At 71.1% G+C, this 24,066-nt stretch carries 26 protein-coding genes, 1 tRNA gene and 1 riboswitch; of the genes, 16 read left to right on the top strand and 11 right to left on the bottom strand.

Annotated elements, in window-relative coordinates; genetic code table 11:
* The first annotated feature begins 212 nt into the window (after positions 1–212).
* The 3 genes from ACFXOM_RS17565 (at position 213) to ACFXOM_RS17555 (ending at position 3,091) form a co-directional block, all read left to right on the top strand.
* Positions 213–965: an MBL fold metallo-hydrolase gene (locus tag ACFXOM_RS17565; protein WP_384931213.1), complete on the top strand. Its 753-nt coding sequence runs from the start codon at positions 213–215 to the stop codon at positions 963–965.
* Positions 966–1,140: 175 nt separating this feature from the next.
* Positions 1,141–2,667 carry an APC family permease gene (locus tag ACFXOM_RS17560; protein WP_384931215.1) on the top strand — a complete coding sequence of 509 codons (1,527 nt, stop codon included), beginning with the start codon at positions 1,141–1,143 and terminating at the stop codon, positions 2,665–2,667.
* Between the two features lies 1 nt (position 2,668).
* Complete coding sequence (locus ACFXOM_RS17555) at positions 2,669–3,091, top strand: universal stress protein (protein WP_384931218.1); 423 nt, start codon at positions 2,669–2,671, stop codon at positions 3,089–3,091.
* A gap of 278 nt (positions 3,092–3,369) precedes the next feature.
* Here ACFXOM_RS17555 and ACFXOM_RS17550 read toward each other — a convergent pair whose 3' ends face one another.
* Together ACFXOM_RS17550 and ACFXOM_RS17545 are read right to left on the bottom strand one after the other, a co-directional pair.
* Entirely contained in the window at positions 3,370–4,638 is a 1,269-nt protein-coding gene (locus ACFXOM_RS17550) for a PTS transporter subunit EIIC (protein WP_384931220.1), read from the bottom strand.
* A gap of 255 nt (positions 4,639–4,893) precedes the next feature.
* Complete coding sequence (locus ACFXOM_RS17545; RefSeq protein WP_384931223.1) at positions 4,894–6,165, bottom strand: PTS transporter subunit EIIC; 1,272 nt, start codon at positions 6,163–6,165, stop codon at positions 4,894–4,896.
* A gap of 207 nt (positions 6,166–6,372) precedes the next feature.
* Here ACFXOM_RS17545 and ACFXOM_RS17540 point away from each other — a divergent pair, with 207 nt between their 5' ends.
* The 4 genes from ACFXOM_RS17540 to rdgB all read left to right on the top strand — a co-directional run bounded on the left by ACFXOM_RS17540 (position 6,373) and on the right by rdgB (position 8,681).
* A complete protein-coding gene (locus tag ACFXOM_RS17540) occupies positions 6,373–6,627 on the top strand; it encodes a glucose PTS transporter subunit EIIB (RefSeq protein ID WP_384931225.1) in 255 nt (84 codons plus the stop codon).
* Positions 6,628–6,710: 83 nt separating this feature from the next.
* Positions 6,711–7,448 carry a ribonuclease PH gene (rph, locus tag ACFXOM_RS17535; protein WP_384931228.1) on the top strand — a complete coding sequence of 246 codons (738 nt, stop codon included), beginning with the start codon at positions 6,711–6,713 and terminating at the stop codon, positions 7,446–7,448.
* A gap of 212 nt (positions 7,449–7,660) precedes the next feature.
* Positions 7,661–8,038 carry a hypothetical protein gene (locus ACFXOM_RS17530; protein WP_384931231.1) on the top strand — a complete coding sequence of 126 codons (378 nt, stop codon included), beginning with the start codon at positions 7,661–7,663 and terminating at the stop codon, positions 8,036–8,038.
* A 40-nt stretch (positions 8,039–8,078) separates the two neighbouring features.
* The gene (rdgB, locus tag ACFXOM_RS17525) at positions 8,079–8,681 is read left to right on the top strand and encodes an RdgB/HAM1 family non-canonical purine NTP pyrophosphatase (RefSeq protein WP_384931233.1); all 603 of its coding nucleotides are present in this window, start codon (positions 8,079–8,081) and stop codon (positions 8,679–8,681) included.
* A 55-nt stretch (positions 8,682–8,736) separates the two neighbouring features.
* Here the strand turns inward: rdgB and ACFXOM_RS17520 are convergent.
* The 4 genes from ACFXOM_RS17520 to bcp all read right to left on the bottom strand — a co-directional run bounded on the left by ACFXOM_RS17520 (position 8,737) and on the right by bcp (position 10,898).
* Positions 8,737–8,812 (bottom strand) — tRNA-Leu (locus ACFXOM_RS17520).
* A gap of 12 nt (positions 8,813–8,824) precedes the next feature.
* The gene (locus ACFXOM_RS17515; RefSeq protein ID WP_385038389.1) at positions 8,825–9,661 is read right to left on the bottom strand and encodes an HNH endonuclease signature motif containing protein; all 837 of its coding nucleotides are present in this window, start codon (positions 9,659–9,661) and stop codon (positions 8,825–8,827) included.
* Positions 9,658–10,281, bottom strand: a complete 624-nt coding sequence (locus ACFXOM_RS17510) for an HNH endonuclease signature motif containing protein (protein WP_385038386.1) — start codon at positions 10,279–10,281, stop codon at positions 9,658–9,660. The genes ACFXOM_RS17515 and ACFXOM_RS17510 overlap by 4 nt, the downstream gene beginning before the upstream one ends.
* Positions 10,282–10,430: 149 nt before the next feature.
* Entirely contained in the window at positions 10,431–10,898 is a 468-nt protein-coding gene (gene bcp, locus ACFXOM_RS17505; RefSeq protein ID WP_384931238.1) for a thioredoxin-dependent thiol peroxidase, read from the bottom strand.
* Positions 10,899–11,025: 127 nt separating this feature from the next.
* On the opposite strand from bcp, the gene ACFXOM_RS17500 reads away from it, so the two are divergent.
* From ACFXOM_RS17500 to ACFXOM_RS17490, 3 genes are all read left to right on the top strand, one after another.
* Positions 11,026–11,346, top strand: a complete 321-nt coding sequence (locus ACFXOM_RS17500) for a DUF3618 domain-containing protein (RefSeq protein ID WP_384931241.1) — start codon at positions 11,026–11,028, stop codon at positions 11,344–11,346.
* Between the two features lie 54 nt (positions 11,347–11,400).
* The gene (locus tag ACFXOM_RS17495) at positions 11,401–11,739 is read left to right on the top strand and encodes a GroES family chaperonin (RefSeq protein ID WP_384931244.1); all 339 of its coding nucleotides are present in this window, start codon (positions 11,401–11,403) and stop codon (positions 11,737–11,739) included.
* Positions 11,740–11,806: 67 nt separating this feature from the next.
* Positions 11,807–11,871: riboswitch (guanidine-III (ykkC-III) riboswitch) on the top strand.
* Between the two features lie 33 nt (positions 11,872–11,904).
* Positions 11,905–12,228, top strand: a complete 324-nt coding sequence (locus tag ACFXOM_RS17490) for a DMT family transporter (RefSeq protein ID WP_384931247.1) — start codon at positions 11,905–11,907, stop codon at positions 12,226–12,228.
* Between the two features lie 135 nt (positions 12,229–12,363).
* On the opposite strand, the gene ACFXOM_RS17485 is transcribed toward ACFXOM_RS17490, so the two are convergent.
* Positions 12,364–14,808 carry a transglycosylase domain-containing protein gene (locus tag ACFXOM_RS17485; protein WP_385038383.1) on the bottom strand — a complete coding sequence of 815 codons (2,445 nt, stop codon included), beginning with the start codon at positions 14,806–14,808 and terminating at the stop codon, positions 12,364–12,366.
* Positions 14,809–15,270: 462 nt separating this feature from the next.
* On the opposite strand from ACFXOM_RS17485, the gene ACFXOM_RS17480 reads away from it, so the two are divergent.
* Positions 15,271–15,960 (top strand): DUF1707 domain-containing protein, encoded by a 690-nt coding sequence (locus ACFXOM_RS17480; protein ID WP_384931252.1) that lies wholly within the window; start codon positions 15,271–15,273, stop codon positions 15,958–15,960.
* A gap of 409 nt (positions 15,961–16,369) precedes the next feature.
* Positions 16,370–17,824: a DUF445 domain-containing protein gene (locus ACFXOM_RS17475; RefSeq protein ID WP_385038380.1), complete on the top strand. Its 1,455-nt coding sequence runs from the start codon at positions 16,370–16,372 to the stop codon at positions 17,822–17,824.
* A gap of 263 nt (positions 17,825–18,087) precedes the next feature.
* On the opposite strand, the gene ACFXOM_RS17470 is transcribed toward ACFXOM_RS17475, so the two are convergent.
* Entirely contained in the window at positions 18,088–18,390 is a 303-nt protein-coding gene (locus ACFXOM_RS17470; protein ID WP_384931258.1) for a hypothetical protein, read from the bottom strand.
* 195 nt (positions 18,391–18,585) lie between these two features.
* The gene (locus ACFXOM_RS17465) at positions 18,586–19,590 is read right to left on the bottom strand and encodes a CHRD domain-containing protein (RefSeq protein ID WP_384944962.1); all 1,005 of its coding nucleotides are present in this window, start codon (positions 19,588–19,590) and stop codon (positions 18,586–18,588) included.
* A 382-nt stretch (positions 19,591–19,972) separates the two neighbouring features.
* On the opposite strand from ACFXOM_RS17465, the gene ACFXOM_RS17460 reads away from it, so the two are divergent.
* From ACFXOM_RS17460 to ACFXOM_RS17450, 3 genes are all read left to right on the top strand, one after another.
* Positions 19,973–20,416 carry an SRPBCC family protein gene (locus ACFXOM_RS17460; RefSeq protein ID WP_384931263.1) on the top strand — a complete coding sequence of 148 codons (444 nt, stop codon included), beginning with the start codon at positions 19,973–19,975 and terminating at the stop codon, positions 20,414–20,416.
* Positions 20,417–20,476: 60 nt separating this feature from the next.
* Positions 20,477–20,740, top strand: coding sequence for a DUF1876 domain-containing protein (locus ACFXOM_RS17455; RefSeq protein WP_384931266.1), 264 nt, complete (start codon positions 20,477–20,479; stop codon positions 20,738–20,740).
* Between the two features lie 294 nt (positions 20,741–21,034).
* A complete protein-coding gene (locus ACFXOM_RS17450; protein ID WP_384931269.1) occupies positions 21,035–21,391 on the top strand; it encodes a hypothetical protein in 357 nt (118 codons plus the stop codon).
* Between the two features lie 334 nt (positions 21,392–21,725).
* On the opposite strand, the gene ACFXOM_RS17445 is transcribed toward ACFXOM_RS17450, so the two are convergent.
* Complete coding sequence (locus ACFXOM_RS17445) at positions 21,726–22,013, bottom strand: acylphosphatase (RefSeq protein WP_384931272.1); 288 nt, start codon at positions 22,011–22,013, stop codon at positions 21,726–21,728.
* Between the two features lie 123 nt (positions 22,014–22,136).
* Positions 22,137–23,150, bottom strand: coding sequence for an SEC-C domain-containing protein (locus tag ACFXOM_RS17440; protein ID WP_385038377.1), 1,014 nt, complete (start codon positions 23,148–23,150; stop codon positions 22,137–22,139).
* On the opposite strand from ACFXOM_RS17440, the gene ACFXOM_RS17435 reads away from it, so the two are divergent.
* Positions 23,149–24,048: a class E sortase gene (locus ACFXOM_RS17435; RefSeq protein ID WP_385038375.1), complete on the top strand. Its 900-nt coding sequence runs from the start codon at positions 23,149–23,151 to the stop codon at positions 24,046–24,048. The two genes, ACFXOM_RS17440 and ACFXOM_RS17435, sit on opposite strands and share 2 nt — an antisense overlap.
* Positions 24,049–24,066: the final 18 nt, after the last annotated feature.

Below are 24,066 nucleotides of genomic sequence, written 5' to 3'. Positions count from 1 at the left end.
ACGCGCGCGCTCGCCCTCGCGCCCGTGCACCTCGCCCTATCCGGTGACAGGGCAGGTGAGTTCCCCCACAACGGGCCCCTGCGAAGGAGCGCGCGGCACTTTCGCGCCTTACGCTCGACGAACCGCACGACCTCCTCAGCGCTGCCCCCGGCACGCCCGTTCCCCCCCACGCTCACTGTCCACGAACGACCGTCCACGGAGGTTCAAGCTCCATGAAGCTCACCGTCGTCGGCTGCTCGGGGTCGTTCCCGTCCGCGGAATCGGCCTGCTCGAGCTACCTCGTCGAGGCCGACGGCTTCCGGCTGCTCCTCGACATGGGCAACGGAGCCCTCGGCGAGCTGCAGCGCCATATCGGTCTCTACGACCTCGACGCCATCTTCCTCAGCCATCTGCACGCGGACCACTGCATCGACATGTGCGGGTACTTCGTCGCCCGCTACTACCGGCACGACGGCGGCCGCTGCGACCCCATCCCGGTCTACGCACCCGAGGGCGCCGAGCAGCGCCTGACCACCGCATACGCCGACACCCCCTCCGAGACGTCGATGAGCGAGGTCTTCGACTTCCACGTCCTGAAGACCGGGTCCTTCGAGATCGGCCCCTTCTCGATCCGCACGGAGAAGGTCGCGCACCCGGTGGAGACCTTCGGCATCAGGGTCGAGCACGGCGGCCGGTCGCTCACCTACTCGGGTGACACGGGTGTCTGCGACGCCCTCGTCGACCTCGCCGCCGGAAGCGACCTCTTCCTCTGCGAAGCAGCCTTCACCCACGGCAAGGAAGACATCCCGGACCTCCACCTCAACGGCCGCGAGGCGGGAGAGCACGCCGCGCGCGCCGGAGTTCGCCGCCTCCTCCTGACACATGTCCCGCCGTGGACGGACGCTGCGCAGAACCTCGCGGACGCCCGGGCGGCGTACGACGGGCCCTCGGAGCTGGCGGTCCCGGGCGCGGTCTACGAGGTCTAGCCGCTTACCCTCCCGGAGCCACCGGGCCGACCCGGCCGGGCCCCGCCGAACCCAGGGGCCCACGGGGTCGACACCGCGCCACCGGGTCACCCGAAGATCCCGCACCGCAGGCCACCTTCGACGTATCCCCTTAAAATCGCAGAAAGTCGACACATCGCCTGATCTGCGAGGAAACGTGGCCGACGACCTCACGGACACCAGTCCGCCGACCACCCAGGTCGAACTGAAGCACAACGCGATCGGTTTCCTCGACGCGTTGGTCATCGGCATCAACTCCACCTCGCCGGCCTATTCGCTGGCCGCCGTCATCGGCCCCATCGTGGCGCTCGTGGGCATCTACGCCCCGGGTGTGGTGCTCGCTTCGTTCGTGCCGATGCTGCTGATCGCCTCGGCCTTCTTCTACCTCAACCACGTGGACCAGGACTGCGGGACCACCTTCTCGTGGGTCACCCGGGCCATGGGGCCATGGGCCGGCTGGGTCGGCGGTTGGGCGATCATGATGACCGGGGTGCTGGTCGTCGGCTCGCTGGCCGACGTCGCCGTCGGCTTCGGACTGCTCACCGTCGGCCTGGACAGTTGGGCCTCCAACGAATGGCTGCGTCAGGTACTCACGGTGCTCGTCATCCTGGTGATGACGGCCATCTGCGTCATCGGCACCGAGGCGTCCGCCCACGTGCAGAACGTGCTCATCCTCGCGCAGGTCGTCTCGCTGCTCGCCTTCGCGGGCACCGCGATCTACCGCGTCTACGCCGGGACGAGCCCGCTCGGCCCCGTCGAACCGCAGATCGACTGGCTGAACCCCTTCGGTGCCGGCGGCGCCGCGCTGACCGGCGGCCTGCTCCTGGGCGTCTTCATGTACTGGGGCTGGGAGTCGGCGGTCAACCTCACCGAAGAGGTCAAGAATTCCGCCAGCGCCCCCGGGCGCGCCGGTATCTGGTCCACGATCATCCTGCTCGGGACCTACCTGTCGGTCACCATCGCGGTCGTCGCCTTCGCCGGACCGCTGTTCCTCACCAAGAACGCGACGGAGGAGGAGTTCATCTTCGCCCTGCTCGCCGGGAAGGCGATGGGCGGCTGGGACTGGCTCGTGCTGTTCGCGGTCTCCACCTCCGCGCTCGCGTCCACCCAGACCACGATCATCCCCGCCTCCCGCACCGGACTGTCCATGGCCAGGCGGGGCGCGCTGCCCGCCGTGTTCGCCCGCATCCACCCCCGCTTCCGCACCCCGCACGTGAGCACCTGGGCCGTCGCGCTCATCGCCATCGCCTGGTACCTCCTGCTCCGGCAGATCAGCGAGAACGCCCTCCTCGATTCGCTCACCGCACTGTCGCTGCTCATCGCCTTCTACTACGCACTCACCGGCATCGCCTGCGCCGTCTACTACCGCCGTCACCTGACCGAGAGCGTCCGCAACTTCCTCCTGATCGGCGTCGGACCGGTGGTCGGCGCCGTACTGCTCGCGTGGTTGCTCGTGGAGTCGGTCATCGACATGGCCGACCCCGCCAACTCCTACAGTGGGATCTCCTGGTTCGGCGTCGGCCCACCGCTCGTCATCGGCATCGCCATCGTGGTCGTCGGACTGGCCGTCATGATCGCCCGGCGGCTGACGGCGCCGCAGTTCTGGAGCGAGCGCCGCGGTGTTGCCGACCCCGACGTCGTCCGTGCCATGGAGCACCGCAACAAGGAGCTCAAGGGGTCCTGACATGCCGGTCGTCCTGGGATACGACGAGTCGCCCGGCGCGGTGCACGCCCTGCGCGCCGCGATCGAGGTGGCGTCCGCGTGGGACGAGACACTCGTGCTCGTCTTCGGCGCCGCGGCGCCGGGGACGCCGGGCGAGGAGTACCAGAGCCACGCAGAGGCCATCCGCCAGACCGGGCGTACGGCGCTCGCGCACGCGGTGCAGGCCGCCGAGGCCGCGGGCGTGGCCGCGTCCGTCGAGGTCATCGACGACAAACCAGCCCAGGCACTGCTGGAGGCCGCCGCTCGCCACGACGCGCGCGTCATCGTCGTCGGCACGTACGGCGAGAGCCCGATGAAGGGTGCCCTGCTCGGCTCGACCCCGCACAGACTGCTGCACCTGTCGACGGTCCCGGTGCTCTGCGTCCCGGCTCCGGCAGGACCATGAACAGTCTGGCGGGACGGTCCACAACACCGGACGGCGCGTGCGCTCCCGTACCGGGTTGAGAGCCCGAGGTGGCCGGCACACCGATCCGTCGACCCTGTTCGCAGCACGACCGTCGGCCGTGGACCCATGTGGGGAACGCCCCGTCGTACGGTCGTTCGCCGTCGAGGTGCTCGGCCGGCGCGGACGGTCCGCGCCACCTCGTGCACGTCGCGGCCCTCAAGCGCAGGACCCCCGCCTCCGGACGGGAGACGGGGGACCTGCGACGGCGCGAGGGGCGGCTACTTGGCCTCCGCCTTCTGCAGTTCGGCGAGCTCCTCGTCGGATTCGCGGCCCGGCGTCGGCAGGTTGAACCTGATGATCGCGAAGCGGAAGACCACGTAGTACACCGCGGCGAAGCACAGGCCCACCAGGGCCAGCCCCCACGGGTTGGACGCGATGCCGAGGTTCAGCAGGAAGTCGATGGCACCCGCGGAGAAGCCGAACCCGTCCCTCATGCCCAGCGCCCAGGTCAGGGCCATCGAAACACCGGTGAGCACCGCGTGGATCGCATACAGCACCGGCGCGATGAACATGAACGTGAACTCGATCGGCTCGGTCACACCGGTGACGAAGGAGGTCAGCGCGAGCGAGAACATCATGCCGCCGACCACCTTGCGGCGCTCGGGCCTGGCGCAGTGGACGATCGCGAGGCACGCTGCCGGCAGCGCGAACATCATGATCGGGAAGAATCCGGTCATGAACTGCCCCGCGGTCGGATCGCCCGCGAGGAAACGGGCGATGTCTCCGTGCTTGCCCTCGTACTCGCCGGCCTGGAGCCACGGGAAGGAGTTCAGCAGGTGGTGCATGCCCACCGGGATCAGCGCGCGGTTGGCGACGCCGAAGATGCCCGCGCCGGCCGCGCCGGACCCGACCAGCCACTCGCCGAGGCCGTGCAGGCCCTTGCCGAGGACCGGCCACACGTACCCGAAGACGATGCCTATCGCGAGGCCAGCGAAGGCGGAGAGGATCGGGACGAGCCGGCGGCCGCCGAAGAAGCCCGCCCAGTCCGGCAGCTTGGTGCGGTAGAAGCGCTGGTAGAGCAGGGCGACGACGATGCCCATCACCACACCGCCGAGGACTCCGGCGTCGACGGCCTTCTCCACCATGACGATCTTGCCGTCGACGGCCTTGGCCTCCTTGGGGAGGCTCGGGTCGGTGAAGGTGGCGAGCACCTTCTGGAACACCAGATATCCCGTCACGGCGGCCAGGGCGGTCGAGCCGTCGGACTTCTTGGCGAAGCCGATGGCGATGCCGACGGCGAACAGGAGCGCCATGTTGGAGAGGATGGCCTCGCCACCCGCGTGCATAAAACCGGCGATCTTGGTGATGAATCCGGGGAGCGTCGACTTGCCGAGCATGTCGTCGTTCCCGAGCCGGATCAGGAGCGCGGCTGCGGGCAGTACCGCGACCGGCAGCATGAGGCTGCGGCCGATGCGCTGGGCGACAGCCATCGCGCCAGGGCCCTTCTTCTTCTCGTCGGCCGCGGGAGCGGCGCTGGCCGTGGTCACAACTTCCTCCAGTGGGCAAGGCGCCGCCCGGGCAGGGGAAAGCGGGGGACGGCGGCGTCTCAGGGGAAACGCGGTGGGCTGGACCGCGTGGTCTACACCATTGAGAGGTGTAGACCTGTTGTAGCACGTGAGGGATAGATAAGGAACCTGCCAATTTCACGGTCGTCGCCGTACCGCCGCAATGCCGACATAAAGCCCCGCGCGGGCAGTGGCGGGGTCACTGCGTGAATGTCGCTCGATACGCGGCGTGGACGCCTACGGCTTGGTCGTGTCCCGCTCGGTTTCCCGCTCCAGTTCTTCGGGCTCGCGCCCGGGCGTCGGAATGTTGAACACCGTGATGAGGACGCGGAACAGCACGTAATAGACCACCGCGAAACAAACCCCGATCGGGATGATCAACCACGGCTTCGTGTCCAGGTGCCAATACACGACGTAATCGATCACCCCCGCCGAGAAGCTGAATCCCGCATGCACACCGACTGCCCACGTGATCGCCATCGACGCGCCCGTGAGCAGCGCGTGCAGCCCGTAGAGCAGCGGAGCCGCGAACATGAAGGAGAATTCGATCGGTTCGGTCACGCCCGTCACGAACGACGTCAGCGCCACCGAGAGCATCAGCCCCGCGACCTGTTTGCGGTGCTCGGGTCGGGCGCAGTGGGTGATCGCGAGTGCGGCCGCCGGGAGGCCGAACATCATGATCGGGAAGAACCCCGACATGAACTGGCCGGCTTGCGGGTCGCCGGCGAGGAAACGCGTCAGGTCGCCCTGGACCACCGTGCCGTCCGGCGTGGTGTACTCGCCCGCCTGGAACCAGAAGAAGACGTTCAGGAACTGGTGCATCCCGATGGGGATCAGCAGCCGGTTGGCGACACCGAAGATGCCCGCGCCCCAGGCGCCCATGCCGATGAGCTGCCTCCCAAACCATTCGAGGGCCGCACCCACCGGCTCCCAGAGCAGCCCGAAGGCCACGCCGAGGACGCAGCACACGAACGCCATGATGATCGGGACGAGCCTGCGGCCGTTGAAGAAGCCCAGCCAGTCGATGAGTTTGGTGCGGTGGTAGCGCTGCCAGATGGTGGCCGTGAGCAGGCCGATCAGGATGCCGCCCAACACCCCGGGGTTCTGCGGGATCCCCTCGGGTGTCGCCTCCGTCACCGAACCCGCGACCGGAAAGGCCTTGAGGACGTTGAAGTACACGAGGAATCCGGCGACGGCGGCGAGCGCGGTCGAGCCGTCGGACTTCTTGGCGAAGCCGATGGCCACGCCGATGCAGAAGAGCAGTGGCAGGCCGAGCTTCGGGTCGAGGATCCCTCCGCCGCCCGAGAGGAGGACCGCCGCCGTCTTCTCCCAGAACGGCGACTCCGCGTACGCGCCGAGGAGGTTGCCGAGGCTGAGCAGCAGGCCGGCCGCCGGGAGGACGGCCACGGGGAGCTGGAGGCTGCGACCGACCTTCTGTAGGCCCTGGAAGAGGCCGTTCCACCACCGCCGCTGCGGCGGGGTGGGTGCGGCGGCGCTCGCGGCACTCATCGACGTCCTCCCGGGACAAGCCAGTCGGGCTCTTGCTGCAGACTGGTGTAGACCAGTTGCGATAGGCTCCCCGGGCCCGCCGCGGGCAGGGCACCGGTGAGCGTCATCCTTCGGTACGGGAAGGCAACTCGCTCGCGAAGTTGGGCCAACCGTGCGTTACCGTGACCGAGCGGACCAACGGATCAACGGTGGGCCGGGACTGCGCTCTTGGACAGCAGGGAGAAGGACATGGCCAGCAAGGCTGAGAAGATCGTCGCCGGGCTCGGCGGAATCGAGAACATCGAAGAGGTCGAGGGCTGCATCACCCGCCTCCGCACCGAGGTCGTGGACCCGAGCAAGGTCGACGAAGCCGCGCTGAAGGCCGCAGGTGCCCACGGCGTCGTCAAGATGGGCACCGCGATCCAGGTCGTCATCGGCACCGACGCCGACCCCATCGCCGCCGACATCGAAGACATGATGTGAGCCACCTCCCCGCTCACCCCCGGGGGGCCTGTTCCCCAAGCACCCGAACGGGCCCCTCGGTCGTGGACGGATAGGCTCACCCCATGTCACGCATCGACGGCCGAACCCCCGAACAGCTCCGCCCGGTCAGCATCGACCGCGGATGGAGCAAGCACGCAGAGGGCTCCGTCCTCATCTCCTTCGGCGACACCAGGGTCTTCTGCACCGCCTCCGTGACCGAAGGCGTCCCGCGCTGGCGGAAGGGCAGCGGCGAAGGCTGGGTCACCGCCGAGTACTCCATGCTGCCGCGCTCCACGAACACCCGCGGCGACCGCGAATCCGTACGCGGCAAGATCGGTGGCCGGACGCACGAGATCTCCCGCCTCATCGGGCGCTCGCTGCGCGCCGTCATGGACTGCAAGGCCCTCGGCGAGAACACCATCGTCCTCGACTGCGACGTCCTCCAGGCCGACGGCGGCACCCGCACCGCCGCCATCACCGGCGCCTACGTCGCCCTCGCCGACGCGGTCGCCTGGGCCCAGGGGAAGAAGCTGGTCAAGGCCGGTCGCAGGCCGCTGACCGGTACCGTCTCCGCCGTCTCCGTCGGCATCGTCGACGGCACTCCCCTCCTCGACCTCTGCTACGAGGAGGACGTACGGGCCGAGACCGACATGAACGTCGTCTGCACCGGTGACGGCCGCTTCGTGGAGGTCCAGGGCACCGCCGAAGCCGAGCCGTTCGACCGCAAGGAGCTCAACGCCCTCCTCGACCTCGCCACGGGCGGGTGCGCCGACCTCGCGGCGCTGCAGACCGAAGCCCTCGCCCGGACGCAGGACGTCTAGCCCCCACCCAGCCCGGCGGCCGCGGGCCAGCCCCGCGCAACCCGTCCGCGGGTGACCCGTGGGCGTCCGCACGGGCGTTTCGCGGGGCGAGCCCCCGGTGGTGTGACGCCGGGGGGAGAAGCAACCAGGGACGCCGCAAGGGGCGTCTCCACCGGCACGGGCGCACGGGCCGAACCGCGCGCCCGTCCGCCATCTCAGGGGAGGGACCCTTCATGCGCAGCCGTCGCATCGCACTCACCGTCGTCACCGCCGTCGTACTCGCCGGTGCCGTCGGCTGCGGCGCCGTCGACAAGGCCCTCGACTGCGTCAAGACCGCGGACGCCATCGCGACCAGCGTCGACAAGCTCTCGCAAGCCGTCTCCAACGCGTCCGACGACCCCACCCAGCTCACCGAAGCCCTCAACGACATCGACACGGAACTCGGCAACCTCAAGAGCACCACCGACAACGCGGACCTCTCCAAGGCCGTCGACCACCTCTCCAAGGGGGTCGAGAACGTACGCACCGCCGTAGAGAAAGGCGACCACACCCCGGACATCACGCCGGTCACCGACGCCGCGGGCGAGGTCGGCAAGGTCTGCACCCCCTGACGCCCGCGGCGGCGGAATACCCCCGGAGATACTGGGGGACATGACCCGCCTGATCCTCGCCACCCGCAACGCCGGGAAGATCACCGAACTCCACGCGATCCTCGCCGCCGCAGGGCTCACCCACGACCTCGTCGGCGCCCATGCCTACCCCGACATCCCCGACGTCAAGGAGACCGGCGTCACCTTCGCCGAGAACGCCCTCCTCAAGGCCCACGCCCTCGCCAAGGCAACCGGCCTGCCCGCCGTCGCGGACGACTCGGGCCTCTGCGTCGACGTCCTCGGCGGCGCCCCTGGCATCTTCTCGGCCCGCTGGTCCGGCCGCCACGGCGACGACAAGGCCAACCTCACGCTGCTGCTCGCCCAGCTGTCCGACATCGCCGACGAACACCGCGGCGCCCACTTCGCCTGCGCCGCCGCGCTCGCCCTCCCGGACGGCACGGAGCGCCTGGTGGAGGGCCGGATGCGGGGCGTCCTGCGCCACGCCCCCGTCGGCACGAACGGCTTCGGCTACGACCCCATCCTCCAGCCGGAGGGCCACGACGTGACGTGCGCGCAGCTCTCCGCGGAGGAGAAGAACGCGATCAGCCACCGGGGGAAGGCGTTCCGGGCGCTGGTCCCGGCCGTCCGCGAGCTACTGGGCTGAAGCCGGCAGCGAACCTGAAGGGCGCAGCATCCTCATAGGTGCTGCGCCCGTTTCGTGGGCCCGGTGGGACTCGAACCCACGACACACCGGACCTAAACCGGCGCCCTCTTGGCCAGCTGGGGTACGGACCCGCAGCGCCCACTCTACTGTGCCGTGCTCCGACGGTTCGCATAGGTGCCCGTCTGGCTGTGGCAGGAAGGGCACAGGTATCGCAGATTCTCGATGCGGTTATCGAGCCGGTCGCCGTTGATGTGGTCGATCTCGAGGATGAGTCGCCGGCCCTGCCAGGTGTCGCCGATGCCACATTCCAGGCATCGGAGGGGCACTTCGAGTTCGTCCAGGGCCCGACGCAGCAACACTGTCCTCGCGCGGGCGGATCCGGGGGGCCGAGGCCGCAGGATTTCTGAGGATGTCTTCCGGTTCGAGGGTACGGTGCCACGGCGATGACCCTGGCCGGTGAAGTGTGCCGTGGAGATGGCGTGGGTCTCAAGGCTACGCTTCACCAGGGCACGAGCACCGCCGCCGTTGCGCATGTCCAGCGCCCGCAGTACTTCTGCCAGGCTCTTCGACCGCTCGACCACAGAGGCAAGCGGTTCGCGTGAAAGGGTCCGGGGGCCCTTCCGGCGACTGATCGTGAAGTGCGACGTGTCGATGTCAAACTTCTCGAGCTGTCTTCTGACGTGCCCGTATGAGCTGTCTCCTGGTTCCCGACCCATGTGCTCCAACACCTCGCGGATGCTGCGCGATTGAGCGGCTGCTTCTTCGAGTAGTTCGCGCGGATAGCTTCGGCGGGGGCGCGCAGGCAATTTCTCCTCGGAGAAGTGTGAGGTGTCCACTCCGTAGTGTTTGAGTCGGCGGCGAAGATAGCTCCGAGTTCCGGTGTCGAGGGGCGCACCGAGGCGGCGCATCATATCCACCATGCCCGTCGAGACCGCTGCCGTTCTCACCACCAGATCACGGGAGTACGTGGGGCGGTTCACGTCGCGACCTTTCGCCCGCGACCGCGGTAGGTGTCGGTGACGGCATGGCAGTTGGGGCACAGGAGTCGCAGGTTCTGGAGTCGGTTGTCCCACCAGCCGCCGTTGATGTGGTCGACCTCGAGCCGCAGCGGCTTGCTGTTCCACACCGGTCCGGTCCCGCACATCGTGCAGCGTTCCTGAACCCCGCTACGCAGCATCGCCCGCCGGAGGCGTTCCCCCGGAACCCTGCCGTTCTCGGGCGAGCGGAGCGAAAGCACGTCTCCACCGGCACCACTGCGCCGCCGGGGCTGCGACGAGAAGTGGGATGTGTCAATGCCGAGCTTCGCGATCCGGCGGCTGATGTGGGCGTGGTTGCCGCCGACCGGACTGAGGCCCAATGCGCGGACGACAGCTCGAATGCTCGACGAGGAAGCCACGACCGCACGGATGCGTGCCTCGGTGTGCCGCCCGCGAGCAGTGGTGAAGTGGGAGGTGTCTATTCCTGCCTCGGCCATCTTCTGACGGAGGTAGTGTCTGCTCCCCGGCGTGGGCTTACCGCCGCACCACTCAACCGCGTCGTCCCAGTCGGATGTCTTCTGTGCTGCCTCCACGAGTAGTTCCCGTGTGTATCGGACCGACATCGAAAGCCCCCTCCGCTTCGATCGCACGTGCGTGTTCCCGTACGGAGTAACGAACCGGATGCCGGCGGGTCACCCCGAGCGGCGGAACGGCCCGCAGCGGTCGCGGAACGAAGCGGTGCGGGCCGTCCCGGGGGCCGGGGGTGCCGGGCTCAGATGCCCAGATCCTTGATGATCTTGGCAACGTGGCCGGTGGCCTTCACGTTGTAGAGGGCGCGTTCGACCTTGCCCTCCTCGTCGACGACCACCGTCGAGCGGATCACGCCCGTCACCGTCTTGCCGTAGAGCTTCTTCTCGCCGAAGGCTCCGTACGCCTCGAGGACCTCCTTCGAGGGGTCGCCGACCAGCGTGACCCTCAGGTTCTCCTTGTCGCGGAACTTCGCGAGCTTCTCGGGCTTGTCGGGCGACACGCCGATCACGTCGTAGCCCGCCCCGGCCAGCAGCTCGAGGTTGTCGGTGAAGTCGCAGGCCTGCTTGGTGCAGCCGGGGGTCAGGGCCGCCGGGTAGAAGTAGACGATGACCTTGCGGCCCTTGCGGTCGGCGAGCGAGACCTCGTTGCCGTCCGCGTCGGGCAGGGTGAAGTCGGGGGCGGTGTCGCCGGGCTGGAGTCGCTCGCTCATTCTCGGTTCTCCTCAGGGATGGGGCGTGCCGAACCGAGCGTAATAGGGGTGCCGTGGAGTGCGGTGCGCGCGGAGCTGACAGACTGTCCAGGGAGAACCCACCGGATACGACGACGGAGGCGGCGCGGTGTCGGACGCCAGGACCCCTGCGCAGATCGAGGCGGACATCATCCGCCGGCGTGAGCGGCTCGCCGAGACGCTCGATGAGATCGGGGTGCGCGTGCACCCGAAGACGATCATCGGGGACGCGAAGGCCAGGGTGGCCGCGACCGTGGACGAGACCGCCGGGCGGGCGTTCGTCGCGGCGAACCGTCTGGTGACGGACGTGCGCGCCCGCTTCGTGCACCCGGACGGTGCTCCCCGGGTGGAGCGGCTGGTGCCCGCGGCACTGGTCGTGGCCGGCCTCGTGGGGTTGCTCGCGCTGTCCGCCAGGAAGCGGAAAGCATGACCGGTGTGACCCCTGCGGCCGACGGACCGGCTCCCTGCAGGTAGGTTCGGTCCCGTGAGCGAGAACACCCACGACAAGCTGCCGATCAAGATGCTGCACGACCGGGTACTGGTCCGGTCGGACGCGCCCGAGGGCGAGCGGCGGTCGGGCGGCGGCATCCTGATTCCGGCGACCGCGGCGGTCGGCAGGCGACTGGCCTGGGCCGACGTGGTCGCCGTGGGCCAGAACGTCCGTACGGTCGAGCCGGGTGACCGGGTGCTGTACGACCCGGAGGACCGGGCCGAGGTGGAGGTGCGGGGGGTCGCGTACGTCCTGATGCGGGAGCGGGACCTCCACGCCGTCGCCGCCGACCGGTTCGAAGGCGCCGAGGACTCGACCGGGCTGTACCTCTGATCGGGCCGCACCTCCGCGGTCCCGGCGGCGTGGGAAGGGCCTGGTGATCCTCAGGCCCTTCCCGCGCCGTTTGCTACGTTGGTGGCACCCCGACGAGACGCGCCGTACCGGGCATCGCAAAGACGACGCACCCCGAACGAAGTCCGCGTTTCGAAAGGTGCCGTCATGGCCTGGTTCCTGCTCGTCGTCGCCGGTCTGTTGGAGGTCGGCTGGTCGATCGGCATGAAGTTCACCGACGGGTTCACCCGGTTGTGGCCGAGCCTCCTCACCGGGGCCGGGATCGCCACGAGCATGGTGCTGCTGTCGTACGCCGCGAGGACGCTGCCGATCGGGACGGCGTACGGCGTGTGGGTCGGCATCGGGGCGGCGGGCGCCGCACTGGTCGGGATGCTGGTGCTGGGTGAGCCCGTGAGCGCCGCCCGCATCTTCTTCGTGGTGCTGTTGCTGGTCGCGGTGGTGGGACTGAAGGCGACCTCGGGCCACGGGTAGCCCGGCCACCGGCCCCGGGCGGGGCGGCCCTGCCCCCGTCTCCCGCCCTGCCCCCGTCCGCCGCGGTCCGGCGCCCGGGGCCCGACGCCGGGACCGTGGCCGTCGGTGGCGGCCGGCCGGGAGGGGCCGCTCGGCTCAGCCGTCCGTCGGCAGGTGCCAGTCGTACGGCGCCGGGTGACCCGCCCCGCCCGTGCCGACGGAAGCCTGCTGTCGGGCGCCTTCCGTTCCCTGGCCCCCGGTGTCCGTACCACCGTTCGTCGTGTCGCCACCCTGGGGCGTGCCGGTGGTCGTCCCTCCGCCCCCGGGGCCCGCTCCGCCTGTGCCGCCGGTCTGCGGGTCCCCTGCGGTCCGTCCGCCGTCCGCCGTACCGCTGCCGGCGGTCACGGCCCAGTTCGGGGGGATCCGGGTTCCGCCGTCGGCCCGGCCGGGGTCGGGCCGCCCGGGTAGGGCGGGGGCGGTCTGCCTGCCGTCGACGTGCTCGCCCGGACCGGCTGGAGGGAGGAGGTCCCAGTCCGCGCCGTCCACCGGTCGGAGGTCGAAGGACTTGATCCGGGTGCCCTCCAGGGCGGTGGCCGTGTACTCGCCCCAGATCGCAGCGGGTGCTCCTCCGCCGTTGACCCGCGGCAGTCCGAGCGCTCCGTAGAGGGATTCGTGCTCGCCGGTGTCGGGATCCTGCCCCATGACGGCGACGACGGTCGCCAGGTCGGGGGTGTAGCCCGCGAACCACGCGGCCTTGTCCTCCTCGGCGGTGCCGGTCTTGCCCGCGGCCGGCCGCCCGGCGGACAGCGCCCGCCTGCCCGTACCGCGTTCGACCACGCTCATCAGGACGGACGTGGTGGTGTCCGCCGCTTCCCGGCTGACGGCCTGCCGCGTCGTGGGGACGGGCAGTTCGAGTTCCTCGCCGTCCTTGCTGATCGATTCGACGAGCGTGTAGCTGCCGCGCTTGCCGTGATTGGCGAGCGTCGCGTACGCCTGGGCCATGTCGAGGACGCTCGCGGTCGCCGTGCCGAGGGCGATGGAGGGGGTGGCGGACAGGTCGGGCGTGGTCTCGGGGACGCCGAGGGCGACGGCGGTCTCCTTCACCCGGGTGGGCCCGACGTCCTCGGCCATCTGCGCGTAGGCCGCGTTGACGGACTGGTCGGTGGCCCTGCGGACGGTGACGGGGCCGTACGAGTACCCGTCCTCGTTCTCGGGGGCGTAGCCGCTCGGTCCGTAACGGCCCAGGACCTCACGCCGGTTGGTGCCGTCGTACACCGTGTAGGGAGTGATGGGACGGCCGTCCTGGGTGAGGGAGTCGTTCTCCACGGCCGAGGTGAGGACGAAGGGTTTGAACGTGGAGCCGACCTGGTAGTCGCGGCGGGTGGCGTTGTTGACGTACTGCTTGGTGTAGTCGATGCCCCCGTAGAGGGCGACGACCTTGCCGTTGGACGGGTCCACGGATGCGCCGCCGACGCGGAGGTTGCGATCGGCGGGCCGTTTGTCATCGCGCCGGGACGTCACGTGCTTGTCGACGGCGGCGATGAAGGCGTCCTGCTTCTTCTTCTCCAGGGTGGTGGTGATCCGGTAGCCGCCGCGGGCCAGGGTGTTCTCGTCGATGACGTCGTTGCCGGTGAGCCAGTCCTCGACGGCCTGGACGATGTAGCCACGCTGGCCGGACAGGCCCGTCGAGGGCCGCGCTGTCTGGGGCGTGGGGAACGTCATGACGGCGCGCTCCGCGGAGGGCAGCCAGGTCTCGTCGACCATGCCGTCGAGGGTGTAGTTCCAACGGGCGAGAGCCTTGGGGCGGTTCTCGGGGTGGCTGGCGACGTCGTACATGCTCGGTGCGTTGAGCAGGGAGGCCAGGTAGGCGCCTTCGGCGGTGTCGACCGCGCTGACGTCCTTGCCGTAGTACGCGTGCGCGGCCGCCTGGATGCCGTAGGCGTTGCGCCCGAAGTAGCTGGTGTTGAGGTAACCCTCCAGGATGTCGGCCTTGCTCTCCTCCCGGTCGAGCTTGATGGCGATGAAGAACTCCTTCACCTTGCGGGTGATGGTCTGTTCCTGCCCGAGGTAGTAGTTCTTGACGTACTGCTGGGTGATCGTGGAGCCGGACTGTCTCCCCTTGCCGGTGACGGTGTTCCAGGCGGCGCGGATCATGGCCTTGGGGTCGACGGCGCTCTCGGAGTAGAAGTCGCGGTCCTCGGCGGCGAGCACCGCGTGCTGGACGGTCCGGGGAATCTGGGAGAGCGGCACGTTCTCCCGGTTGACCTCGCCGTCGCGGACGATCTGCGTGCCGTCCTTGTAGAGGTAGACGTTGGACTGGGCGGTGGCCGCGGAGTTGGCGGGAGGGATGGTGACCAGCGTGTATCCGGTGACGAAGCCGCCGATCAGGAGCAACGCGCCCAGCAGGAACGTCCAGAGCAGCATCCGCCAGGTGGGGACGGCGCGGCGTAGGCCGCGGCGTCGGGCGCGGACCTTGGGCGCGCCGTCCCCCCATCCGTCGGTGCCGTCCCACCCGCCCGTGCCGCCCGGCGGGCCGGGTGTGGGTCCGACCACCGTCGGGTCCCGCAGTTCCCAGCGCTGCTGCTGTGGGTGGTCGCTCATGTCCGCGTCAGACTCCTCGGCCCCGGCCGGAGGTCGACACCCTCCGGTTCAACGGTGTCATTTCGGGCGATTGGTTTGGTGTGCCCATACTGCACTTCTCGCCCTGTTAACCCCCGGACCCCGGCTGGGAATACGGTCGCGGCGGGCCGAGTCCTCGGGCTGGGTCGGGCGCTTCGGCGCGTGCGGCGTCTGCGCGGCGAGGGGGAGCGGTGCGGCTCTGCGTGGCCGTCGCCGGGGCGAGCCTGCGGCGGTGGCTGCGTTCCCCGCATCGGTTTCGGCCGCACCCGTCGTGGCTGCGATCGCGGCAGAGTATCCGCTGGTGGAGCTGTCGGTACGGGAGTCGGGCATCGAGTCGTGGTCGCCCGGACGTACGCGGGCGAACGGGGTGGTGAGCGGCACGCGGGGTGGGTTGTCGGGTGCGCCGGGGGAGAGTCGGGGGCTCGGATTGACTAGGCTGAACGCATGACGAGTGATCTTCCTGAGATGCGGGCCTCGGACGCCGAGCGGGAGCGCATCGCCGAACGGCTGCGCGACGCCGTCGCCGAGGGACGGCTCGACATGGAGGAGTTCGAAGAGCGGCTGGACGCGGCGTACAAGGCGCGCACCCACGGCGAGTTGGAACCGCTCGTGCGGGACCTGCCCGCGCCGGGGGACGGTTCGGCGGTGGACGGTTCCGTTGCCTCCGCGTCGACGGGCGCGGTGGACTGGTCCCGGCGGGTGGGCCACCCGGCCACGTCCAAGGGGGCGTTCGCGTTCTGGAGCGGGTTCGTCCGCAGGGGGAACTGGACGGTGGGCCGCACCTTCACCGCCGGGGTCCTGCAGGCCGGGGGCGAGATCGATCTGCGGGAGGCGAACTTCGAGGGCCGCGAGATCGTGATCCGCTGCTTCGCCGTCATGGGCGGCATCCAGGTCGTCGTCCCACCGGAGCTGCACGTCGACGTCACGGGGTTCGGATTCATGGGCGGGTTCGCCGAGTCCGGGTCCGACTCCGACGTCACACCCGGTTCGCCGCGCGTGCGGATCACCGGGTTGGCGCTGATGGGCGGCGTCGACGTGACGCGCAAGCTCCGCAAGGCCGACAAGCAGCGGCTGAGGGAGGCCCGCCGCCGGGACCGCCTGGAGAAGAGGGAAGGCCGCACCGAGCTCGAGTAGGCCGGTGCTCGAGTGGGCCGGTGGGTGTGCGGCCGTGACCCGGGCGCTCCGTGGTCGCGCGTTCGCGTACGCCGCCGGCCCGCGATCGGCGCGGTTGGCCCCGCCGCGGCGCGCGCCGGGGTCCGGCACGGAGGGGACGAACCGCCCGACCGGGTGAACGGCCGGAGCGTCCGAGCGGCTGAGTCGAACGAATGTGCGTCGCCTTGTGGGGTGGTGCGTGTCCTGACTCCGCGGCCGCACGTGTGCGTCCGCGGCCCCGTCCGCCCGGGCTCCGCTCCGCGGGCACGTCACCCGGTATGTCTGGGTACATACCTACGGGAACTCGACGTGCGCCCCAGGAGTACCTCGGGTAGGGAAAAGGCGTACGGCCGTGGGTACGGGACGCTGCGTACGCGGACGGGTGGAGCGGATGAAACGGACTGAGCACGCGAATCCAGGTACCGCGGGGGCCCCCGGCCTGCCGCCGGGCACATCCGGCACGCACGGGAGCGGACCGGGGCGAGCCGGTGCCGCCCGCCCGGACGGCAACGGTACGGCCCCTTCGGGCGGGTCCGGTGGACCGGCGGCACCGCCTCCACCGCCACGGCCCACCTCCCTCGCCTCGTTCGCGTACACGGCCGCCGACGAGGAGAAGCGTCGTGGCGTACGCCGGATGAAGGCCACCGCCACCGGTCTGCTGCTGCTCGTCGCGCTGATCTTCACCCTGGCCACCTGGGCGAAGAACTCCGGCATCGACGGCTGGCCCGGGTATGTCGCTGCGGCCGCCGAGGCCGGCATGGTCGGTGCCCTCGCCGACTGGTTCGCGGTCACGGCGCTGTTCCGGCACCCCTTGGGCATTCCCATCCCGCACACCGCGATCATCCCCACCAAGAAGGACCAGCTCGGTGCGTCGCTCGGCTCCTTCGTCGGTGAGAACTTCCTCTCGGGCGACGTGGTGCGGGCGCGGCTCCAGGGTCTCGCCCTCGGCGGCCGGGTCGGTGCGTGGCTCGCCGAGCCCGCGCACGCCGACCGCGTCACCGCGGAGCTGTCCACCGCCCTGCGCGGCGCGCTCACCATCCTGCGGGACTCCGACGTCCAAGCGGTCGTCGGCGAGGCCATCACGCGCCGGGCCGAGGCGGCCGAGATCGCCCCGGGGCTCGGCAAGACCCTGGACAAGATCGTCGCGGACGGCGCGCACCACCGTGCCGTGGACCTGATCTGCGCCCGCGCCCACGACTGGCTCGTGTTGCACGGCGACTCCGTCATGGTCGCGGTCCAGGGCGGTGCGCCGGGTTGGACCCCGCGTTTCGTCGACCGGAAGGTCGGCGAGCGGGTCTACAAGGAGCTGCTCCGCTTCGTCACCGAGACGCGGGACGCCCCCGGGCACCCCGCGCGGGCCGCGATCGACCGCTTCCTGGCCGACTTCGCGTCCGACCTCCAGGCCGACACGGACACCCGGGCGCGGGTGGAGCGGATGAAGTCGGACGTCCTGTCCCGCCCCGAGGTGCAGGACATCATCGCCTCCGCATGGTCCTCCGTGCGCGCCATGATCCTCTCCGCTGCCGAGGACGAGCGGAGCGAGCTGCGGCTACGCGCCCGTGCGTCCCTGATGGCCTTCGGCGCCCGCCTGGCGACGGACGGCAGGCTGCAGCGGAAGCTGGAGGGCTGGGTCGAGGACGCCGCGGTGTACGTCGTCACCAACTACCGCGCGGAAATCACGTCGCTGATCAGCGACACGGTCGCCGGCTGGGACGCCGAACACACGTCCCGCAAGATCGAGGCCCACATCGGCCGTGACCTCCAGTTCATCCGCATAAACGGCACGGTCGTGGGTGCCCTGGCCGGCCTGTTGATCTACACCGTGGCGCACGCGCTCGGCGGGTGAGCCCGCAGGGCGCAGAGCTCGTGCCGCCGTCCACGCGGGGACGGTACGTCCGCACAGCCCGCCGTCCGCGCTGTCCCGTCGTGCCGCGTCCGCGTCCGGCGGAGGGGTGTGGTCGGGGCCGCGGAGGACGCGGCCCGGCCGGCCCGTGCCCGGAGAGGGGTGCTGGGCGCGTAGCCCGGACCCTGTCGTCCGGCTACGCGCCCAGCCACCATGGGGGAGTTGCCCTCATGTACGTACGGTGCCCCGCCCCCGTTCACGGCGCGTCAGTTCTTTCTCCGGGTGGCCGCCCACGACGCGAGCGCGACGCCGCCCGCCACGGTGAACACGGCGGGCCACGCCCCCACCTTCTTGGCCAGCGGGTGCGACCCGGCGAACGCCGCCACGTAGGCGGCGCCCAGCCCGGCCGCCACCCGGCCACCCGCCTCCCGCCGCCACTGCCGTGCCGCTGCGGCGCCCGCCGCAGCCAGTGCCACGCCGCCGAGCGGCCGCCTCCCCGTCCACCGGGCGATCCCGTATCCCCCGATGAGGCCGCCCGCCGCGACCGCCGCTGCCGGAATCCTGGCCATGGTGCCGCCCTCCTGGTGCGTGTCTTCCGTCGTATGGGTCTTCGACCGCGTCGAGCCTAACCAGCCGCGGTGGCCGCGCCGGTTCCCGGGCCTTCGGGACGCCTTCTGGCGCCTGTGCGAGGCGTGCTCCGGGCCGCCGGCAGCGCAACCGCGCCCGCGCGCACCTGCTGCGCCGGGACGCCGTGCGTCCCGGCCTCAGCCGAACAGTTGGCCGCGCACCGCCCCGTCGGGGAACTCCGCGGTGTGGATGTTGGAGTAGTACTGGGTCGGGTGGTTGCGCAGCTGCCGGACGGCTTCCGCGTCGAGACCCTCCAGACGGCCGCTGACGGCGAGGATCCCGTCCGGTACCGGACGGTTGAAGAGGTCGATGACCACCTCGCCGTTCGTACCGAACGCGCCCTTGTGGACATGACCCTTCGACGGGCTCTGGATGTTGGTCCAGGCCAGCGAGTAGTCCACTGCGGTGTCCTCGGGGCGCAGCAACGTGACAGCCCGCCCGTCCGGGTCGCCGACCTTCGAACGGTCGTTCTTCGGGACCTCCTGGACGCCGTTGGAGATCGCCCGGAGCGCAGGCGCCTGGACGGTCGAGAGCGGTGCGGTGCGGTGCGCGTCGAGGGGCGTGACGGGCTCCAGCCGGCCGTGCACCGCTCCTCCGGGGAATTCCGCGCTGTGCAGGTCGACGGAGAAGTCCGTCGGACGGGTGCGGAGGCGTTCGGCGAGTTCCGCGTCCGTGACCGCGGCCCGTCCCCCGGCCGTGTGGACGCCGTCCGGCATCGCGCTGTCGAACAGCGGTACCTGCACGGCGCCGTTCCTGCCGGGGGAGCCCTCATGGATGTGGCCGGAGGTCGGTACGAAGCCCTTCCACCGGAGCGCGAACGTGATCCGGCCACCCTGCACGGTGACCACCGCGACGGCCGTGGCGTCCGGGTCGCCCACGGCGGGCCCGCCCCGGACCGCCACCTCGTGGGCGACGGAGAGCTCGGCAGTCAGGGCCACCGCGTCGCCGGTCGCGGGGCCGGTGACGGGGCTGGCACCGGCACCGGTCGGTGTGGTGGCTCCGCGCCCTGGAGCGTGGTCCTCGTGGGCGACGTGTGTGCGGGGTGCGTCGTGTGCGCCGTGCGCGAGCGCCGGAGCGGGAGCACCCCCCGTGGCTCCGGCCGCGACCATCATGGCCATCACACGGAGAGCCTGGATCGGCATCGTCGTCGTCCTCCCGGTGGTTTCCGACCCGGAGGGAGCCCGTTGCGTGCAGTGCGCACCCAGGTCCCGAAACGGTCGTGGAAGTCTCTTCAAGTCGATCGAACTGTCGGGCAGTTGTCCCATATGCGCGACGCGGCGCCGTCCCCGCACGTCGAAACGTCCGTCGCGGCACCCGTACCACTACCACGCCGCCGGCCGGCCCTGCGGGAGTACTCGCCGGCGCGTGCCGCACGGCGCGACGGCCCGCAACGTCGGGACGGCCGGGCGCGGCGTCCTCCGAGCGGATCACGCGCGACGGACGGAACGGACCGGGAACCGGGCGGGATCCATTGCGGTCCACCGTCCCGGAACGCACCCTGGAGTGAGAGACAGGGAGACCGTCATGCCCACTCTCGAGGAACAGATCGACATCACAGCACCCGGTGACCTGGTCTGGGACCACCTGCACCAGGTCGAGGACTACCCGCGGTTCGTCGCAGGCGTACGGCAGGCACGCCGCGAAGGCGCCTCCGGCGTGCACGTGGACCTGGAGCCCGGCGGCGGCACGGTCAGGGTGATCGACGCCGACACCGAGGACCTCCGTCCCCACGAGACCATGACCTGGAGGACCAGGGCGGCGCCGCACCTGAGCGGCTCCGTGTCGCTCCTCCCCATCGACGCGCAGCACACGAGGATGCAGCTGCGCATGGAGTACGACCCCGGCGAGGCGCACGATGCCTTCGGAGGTCCCAAGGGATTCGCCCAGTCCTCCGCGATCGAGCGGACCGTCCGTGCGGACCTCCACCAGTTCAAGAACATGGTGGAACTGGCACATCCCGGCGCATAATCCCACCACCCGGCCCCGCACACCGGGGCTGACGGAACCGTACGGCGAAGGTGACCCGTCATGACGCAGCACTGGAACATCGACTTGTCGTTCGAGGAAGACGGAACCCGGACCAGCTGCAAGGCTTCCCTCAGCGGCCCGGACGCCCCCGGTGTCGAGGGCAGGGGAATAGCCAGGCGCAGCCCGGGCGACACCCCGGACGCGAAGATAGGCGAGGAGCTCGCGGCGGCCCGGGCCTGCTCGGAGCTGGCCCACGAGCTCGTGGGCCGCGCCGCGGCCGATGTCGAAGGCCATACCCACAAGCCGGCGGACATCGCGATGTGATGCACGCCGGGTGCGGAGGACCCGGGGCAATGGCCCCGGTCCTCCGCCGTGCTGTGCGGGCTCCGGTCCTCCGCCCTGCGCGCCGACGGACGAGGAGGGTGCGGGGTGGCCAAGGGGGCGCGCAGCGGGCCGACTTCATCGGCTGGTCCGTCCGGAGACCCGGCGCGGCGGGCGGTCGACGTGGCCGGGAGGACCACCGCCGAGGCAATGGCGGCCCCGCACGGCCACGACGGGTGCCGGCGGCGGCTGCGTACCCTGGGAGGAGGACGTCCCGCACCGGCCAGGAGGCTCGTGATGACTCCGGGTACCCGCTTCCACCTCGACCAGGACGGTCATTCGGTCACGGTCCAGCTGGAGGGCGGGCAGGGCGCGGTCGAGCTCCTGGTGGACGGCAAGGCCGTCGCACACCGCGCGGTCCGCGGCGAAGGCCTGACGGTCATGACGGGCGAGCTTCCGGGGGATCCGCCGCGGGCGTTCGGCGTGACGGTGGGGGACATGGGCGGCGAGCTCTTCTGCGCCCTGGAGATCGACGGCGCGAGCACCCTGATGCCGCAGGTGCCGCTGTCCAGCCGCAGCCCCGAGCCCAGCGGACCTGCGCGTCCGTTGCGGAACCTGCGCCGGTCGCTGCGCCGGGTCCTGCGCCGACTCTGAGCCGCGGCGACACGCGAGCGCTCCCGGACCGGGGTCGATCCCCGGTAGACGGGCGCGGGCCCTGGCGACGGGGAGGACGGGCCCGTGCGCGCCGGCTGCCACGGCGTGGATGGTTCGGTTAGCCGGAGCCGGAGCCGGAGCCGGAGCCGGAGCCGGAGCCGGAGCCGGAGCCGGAGCCCGCCCGTTGCCTGGTGGCGCCTGCCGGGTGCGGCGGGCCGTGGCGCCCCGGCCGTCGGGCGGCTCCTCGGGTGGCTGCCGGAGTGTGTGCCGGGGGCGGCACGGGCAGTCGTGCGTGGCCGAGCCCCCGCCGCGGGGTCCGACGCTCCCGGAGCTCTCAGCCCCAGGGCCTCGGCGTGCCCCGGACCACGAACCCGCTCAGCCCCTCGGGCTCCTCGCTACGCACTTCCACCTGTTCCACCACGGCCGCGGGCGGCCCCTGCCGGGCCCACTCCACCGTCCGCTCGACGTCCTCCGGTTCACCCTCGAACACGGCCTCGACGGACCCGTTGGGCAGATTCCGCACCCACCCGGACACGCCGCGCTCCTCGGCCGTGCGCCGACACGTGTCTCTGAAGAACACGCCCTGGACGACTCCGGAGACGATCACACGCTTCCGCACCATGGCTCCCGATCGTATGGGCGCACCGGCCCGGACCCCGGCCGACGCGACGCGGGCGGGAGCAGGTGTCGGGCCCGGTCCGGCCACCACGGTCCGCTGCGTGGCGCTCCGGTCCGGCCCGTCGCGTCACCCCCGGTCCGCGCCGTGGCAGTCCCGGTACGCCTCCCCCGAACCGCACCAGCAGGGTGCCCCCTTGGCCGGGGGCCACACCGCGGCCTTGCCGCGGGCCGCCAGGGTCGTGGCGTACTGGGGGAGGAGGTTCGGGTCGGACGGGGACGCCGCCTCGGACGCGGCGAACGCCTCGTACGACGGGACCGTGCCGTTGACGACGCCCAGGTTGCCCGTTCCCGTCGCGGAGAGGTCGCGCAGGGCGGCTTCGATGGCCGCGAGGTGGTGTGCGTGCGACGGATATTCGGCGGCCAGGGACGGGTAGGCGGCCAGGAGTTCGGTGAGCTCCGGCGCCGGCCAGTGCAGCACCGCCACCGGGAACGGCCGGGAGAGGGCGGCCCGGTAGGCCCCCAGCTCGCTGCGCAGGCGCGCGATCTCGGCCTGGAGCTCCGCGGGGTCGGAGGAGCCGAGGACCCACAGTCGTTTGGGGTCGTGGAGCTCGTCCAGGGGCACGGCCGCCGAGTGCAGCCGATCGGCCAGCACGTCCCAGTCGTCGTGGGGCAGCGCCAGGAGCCGGCGCACGCGGTGTCGGCCGGTCAGCAGGGACCGGACGGCATAGGGGACGTCGTCGTCGGGACCGTCCGGGCCCCCGAGGAGGGTGACCGCCGTGGTGAACGTGGCGTGGGCGGCGTCGAGCTCGTCGTGCGCTTCCAGGGTCTCCGCGACGACTTCCCAGGGAGCTGCGTCATCGGGCGCAGCCGCACGGATCCCCTCGATGATCACGCGGGCTTCCGCCTCGTGCCCGTACTCCCACAGGTTGGCGGCCTGGAGTGCCTTGACCAGGTGCGGGTTGTCGGGAGCGTGGGTGAGGAGCCGGTCGTACAGGTTGGTCGCCGCGGTGCGGTCACCTGCCAGCTCCAGATGGGCGGCGGCCTGCAGGAGCAGCGGTTCACGGTCCTCCGGGTACTGCTCCGCGGTGCGCAGCAGACGCTCGGCTTCAGTGGTGTGGTCGGCAGGCGTGTCGGGGCGCATGCCCCACACCGTACTGCCGTACGGGTTCCGCAGGGGCCTGGTGAGTTGGAGGGGCTGCCCCTATGGTGCGGCCGTGCGGGAGCGGATACCGGGACGCAAGCCGGGGCGGGTACCCGTGGTGGTCCGGGGACGGCGGCCCCGGGGTGGCCGGGCGGCGCTCGCCCGTGGGCTGTGGGTCGCGGCCGAAGTCGCCGTGACGTGCGGTCTCGTCCTGTTGCTCCTCGTGGTGCACCAGATGTGGTGGACCAACCAGCAGGCCCGACGTGGCGCCGAGGGCAGGGTGGCGGCCCTGGAACGGCAGTGGCGGCAGTCGCCCGCCGTCCGACAGCCGGGGACCGTGGACGGGGACGCGGGGGCGACCGCCGGTGTGGTGCCCGACGACCCCGGCCCTGCGCAGGAGGGCGCGCGGCAGCCGGACCGGCGCACCGGGCGGACCGTGGACCAGGCGTACGCCGTGCTGCGCATCCCGCGGCTCGGGGTCGCCGCCCCCGTCGCCCAGGGAGTGGGAAGACGCGGCGTCCTCGACCAGGGGTACGTCGGCCACTACCCGGGCACCGCCCAGCCCGGGCAGGCCGGGAACTTCGCCGTCGCCGGGCACCGCAACACGCACGGCGAGCCGTTCCGGTACGTCAACCGGCTGCGGAGCGGCGACGTCGTCGAGGTCGAGACCCGCTCCGGTGTCTTCACCTACCGGGTGGACCAGCGGCTGCCGCGGACGTCGGCGCGGGACACCGGGGTGATCGCTGCCGTGCCGCGCAGTGACGTACAGCCGGGACACGGCTACGCCGCGCCCGGCCACTACCTCACGCTGACGACCTGCACCCCCGAATTCACCTCCCGCTACCGCCTCGTCGTCTGGGGGGTGCTGGTGTCGGTGCGGCCCCGCGCCACGGCTTAGGATCCGACGTCCTTTTGG

The sequence above is a fragment of the Streptomyces sp. NPDC059169 genome, from assembly GCF_042755225.1.
Lineage (GTDB): Bacteria > Actinomycetota > Actinomycetes > Streptomycetales > Streptomycetaceae > Streptomyces.
The sequence above is the reverse complement of the archived record's forward strand: the minus strand, read 5'-3'. Positions and strand labels throughout refer to the sequence as shown.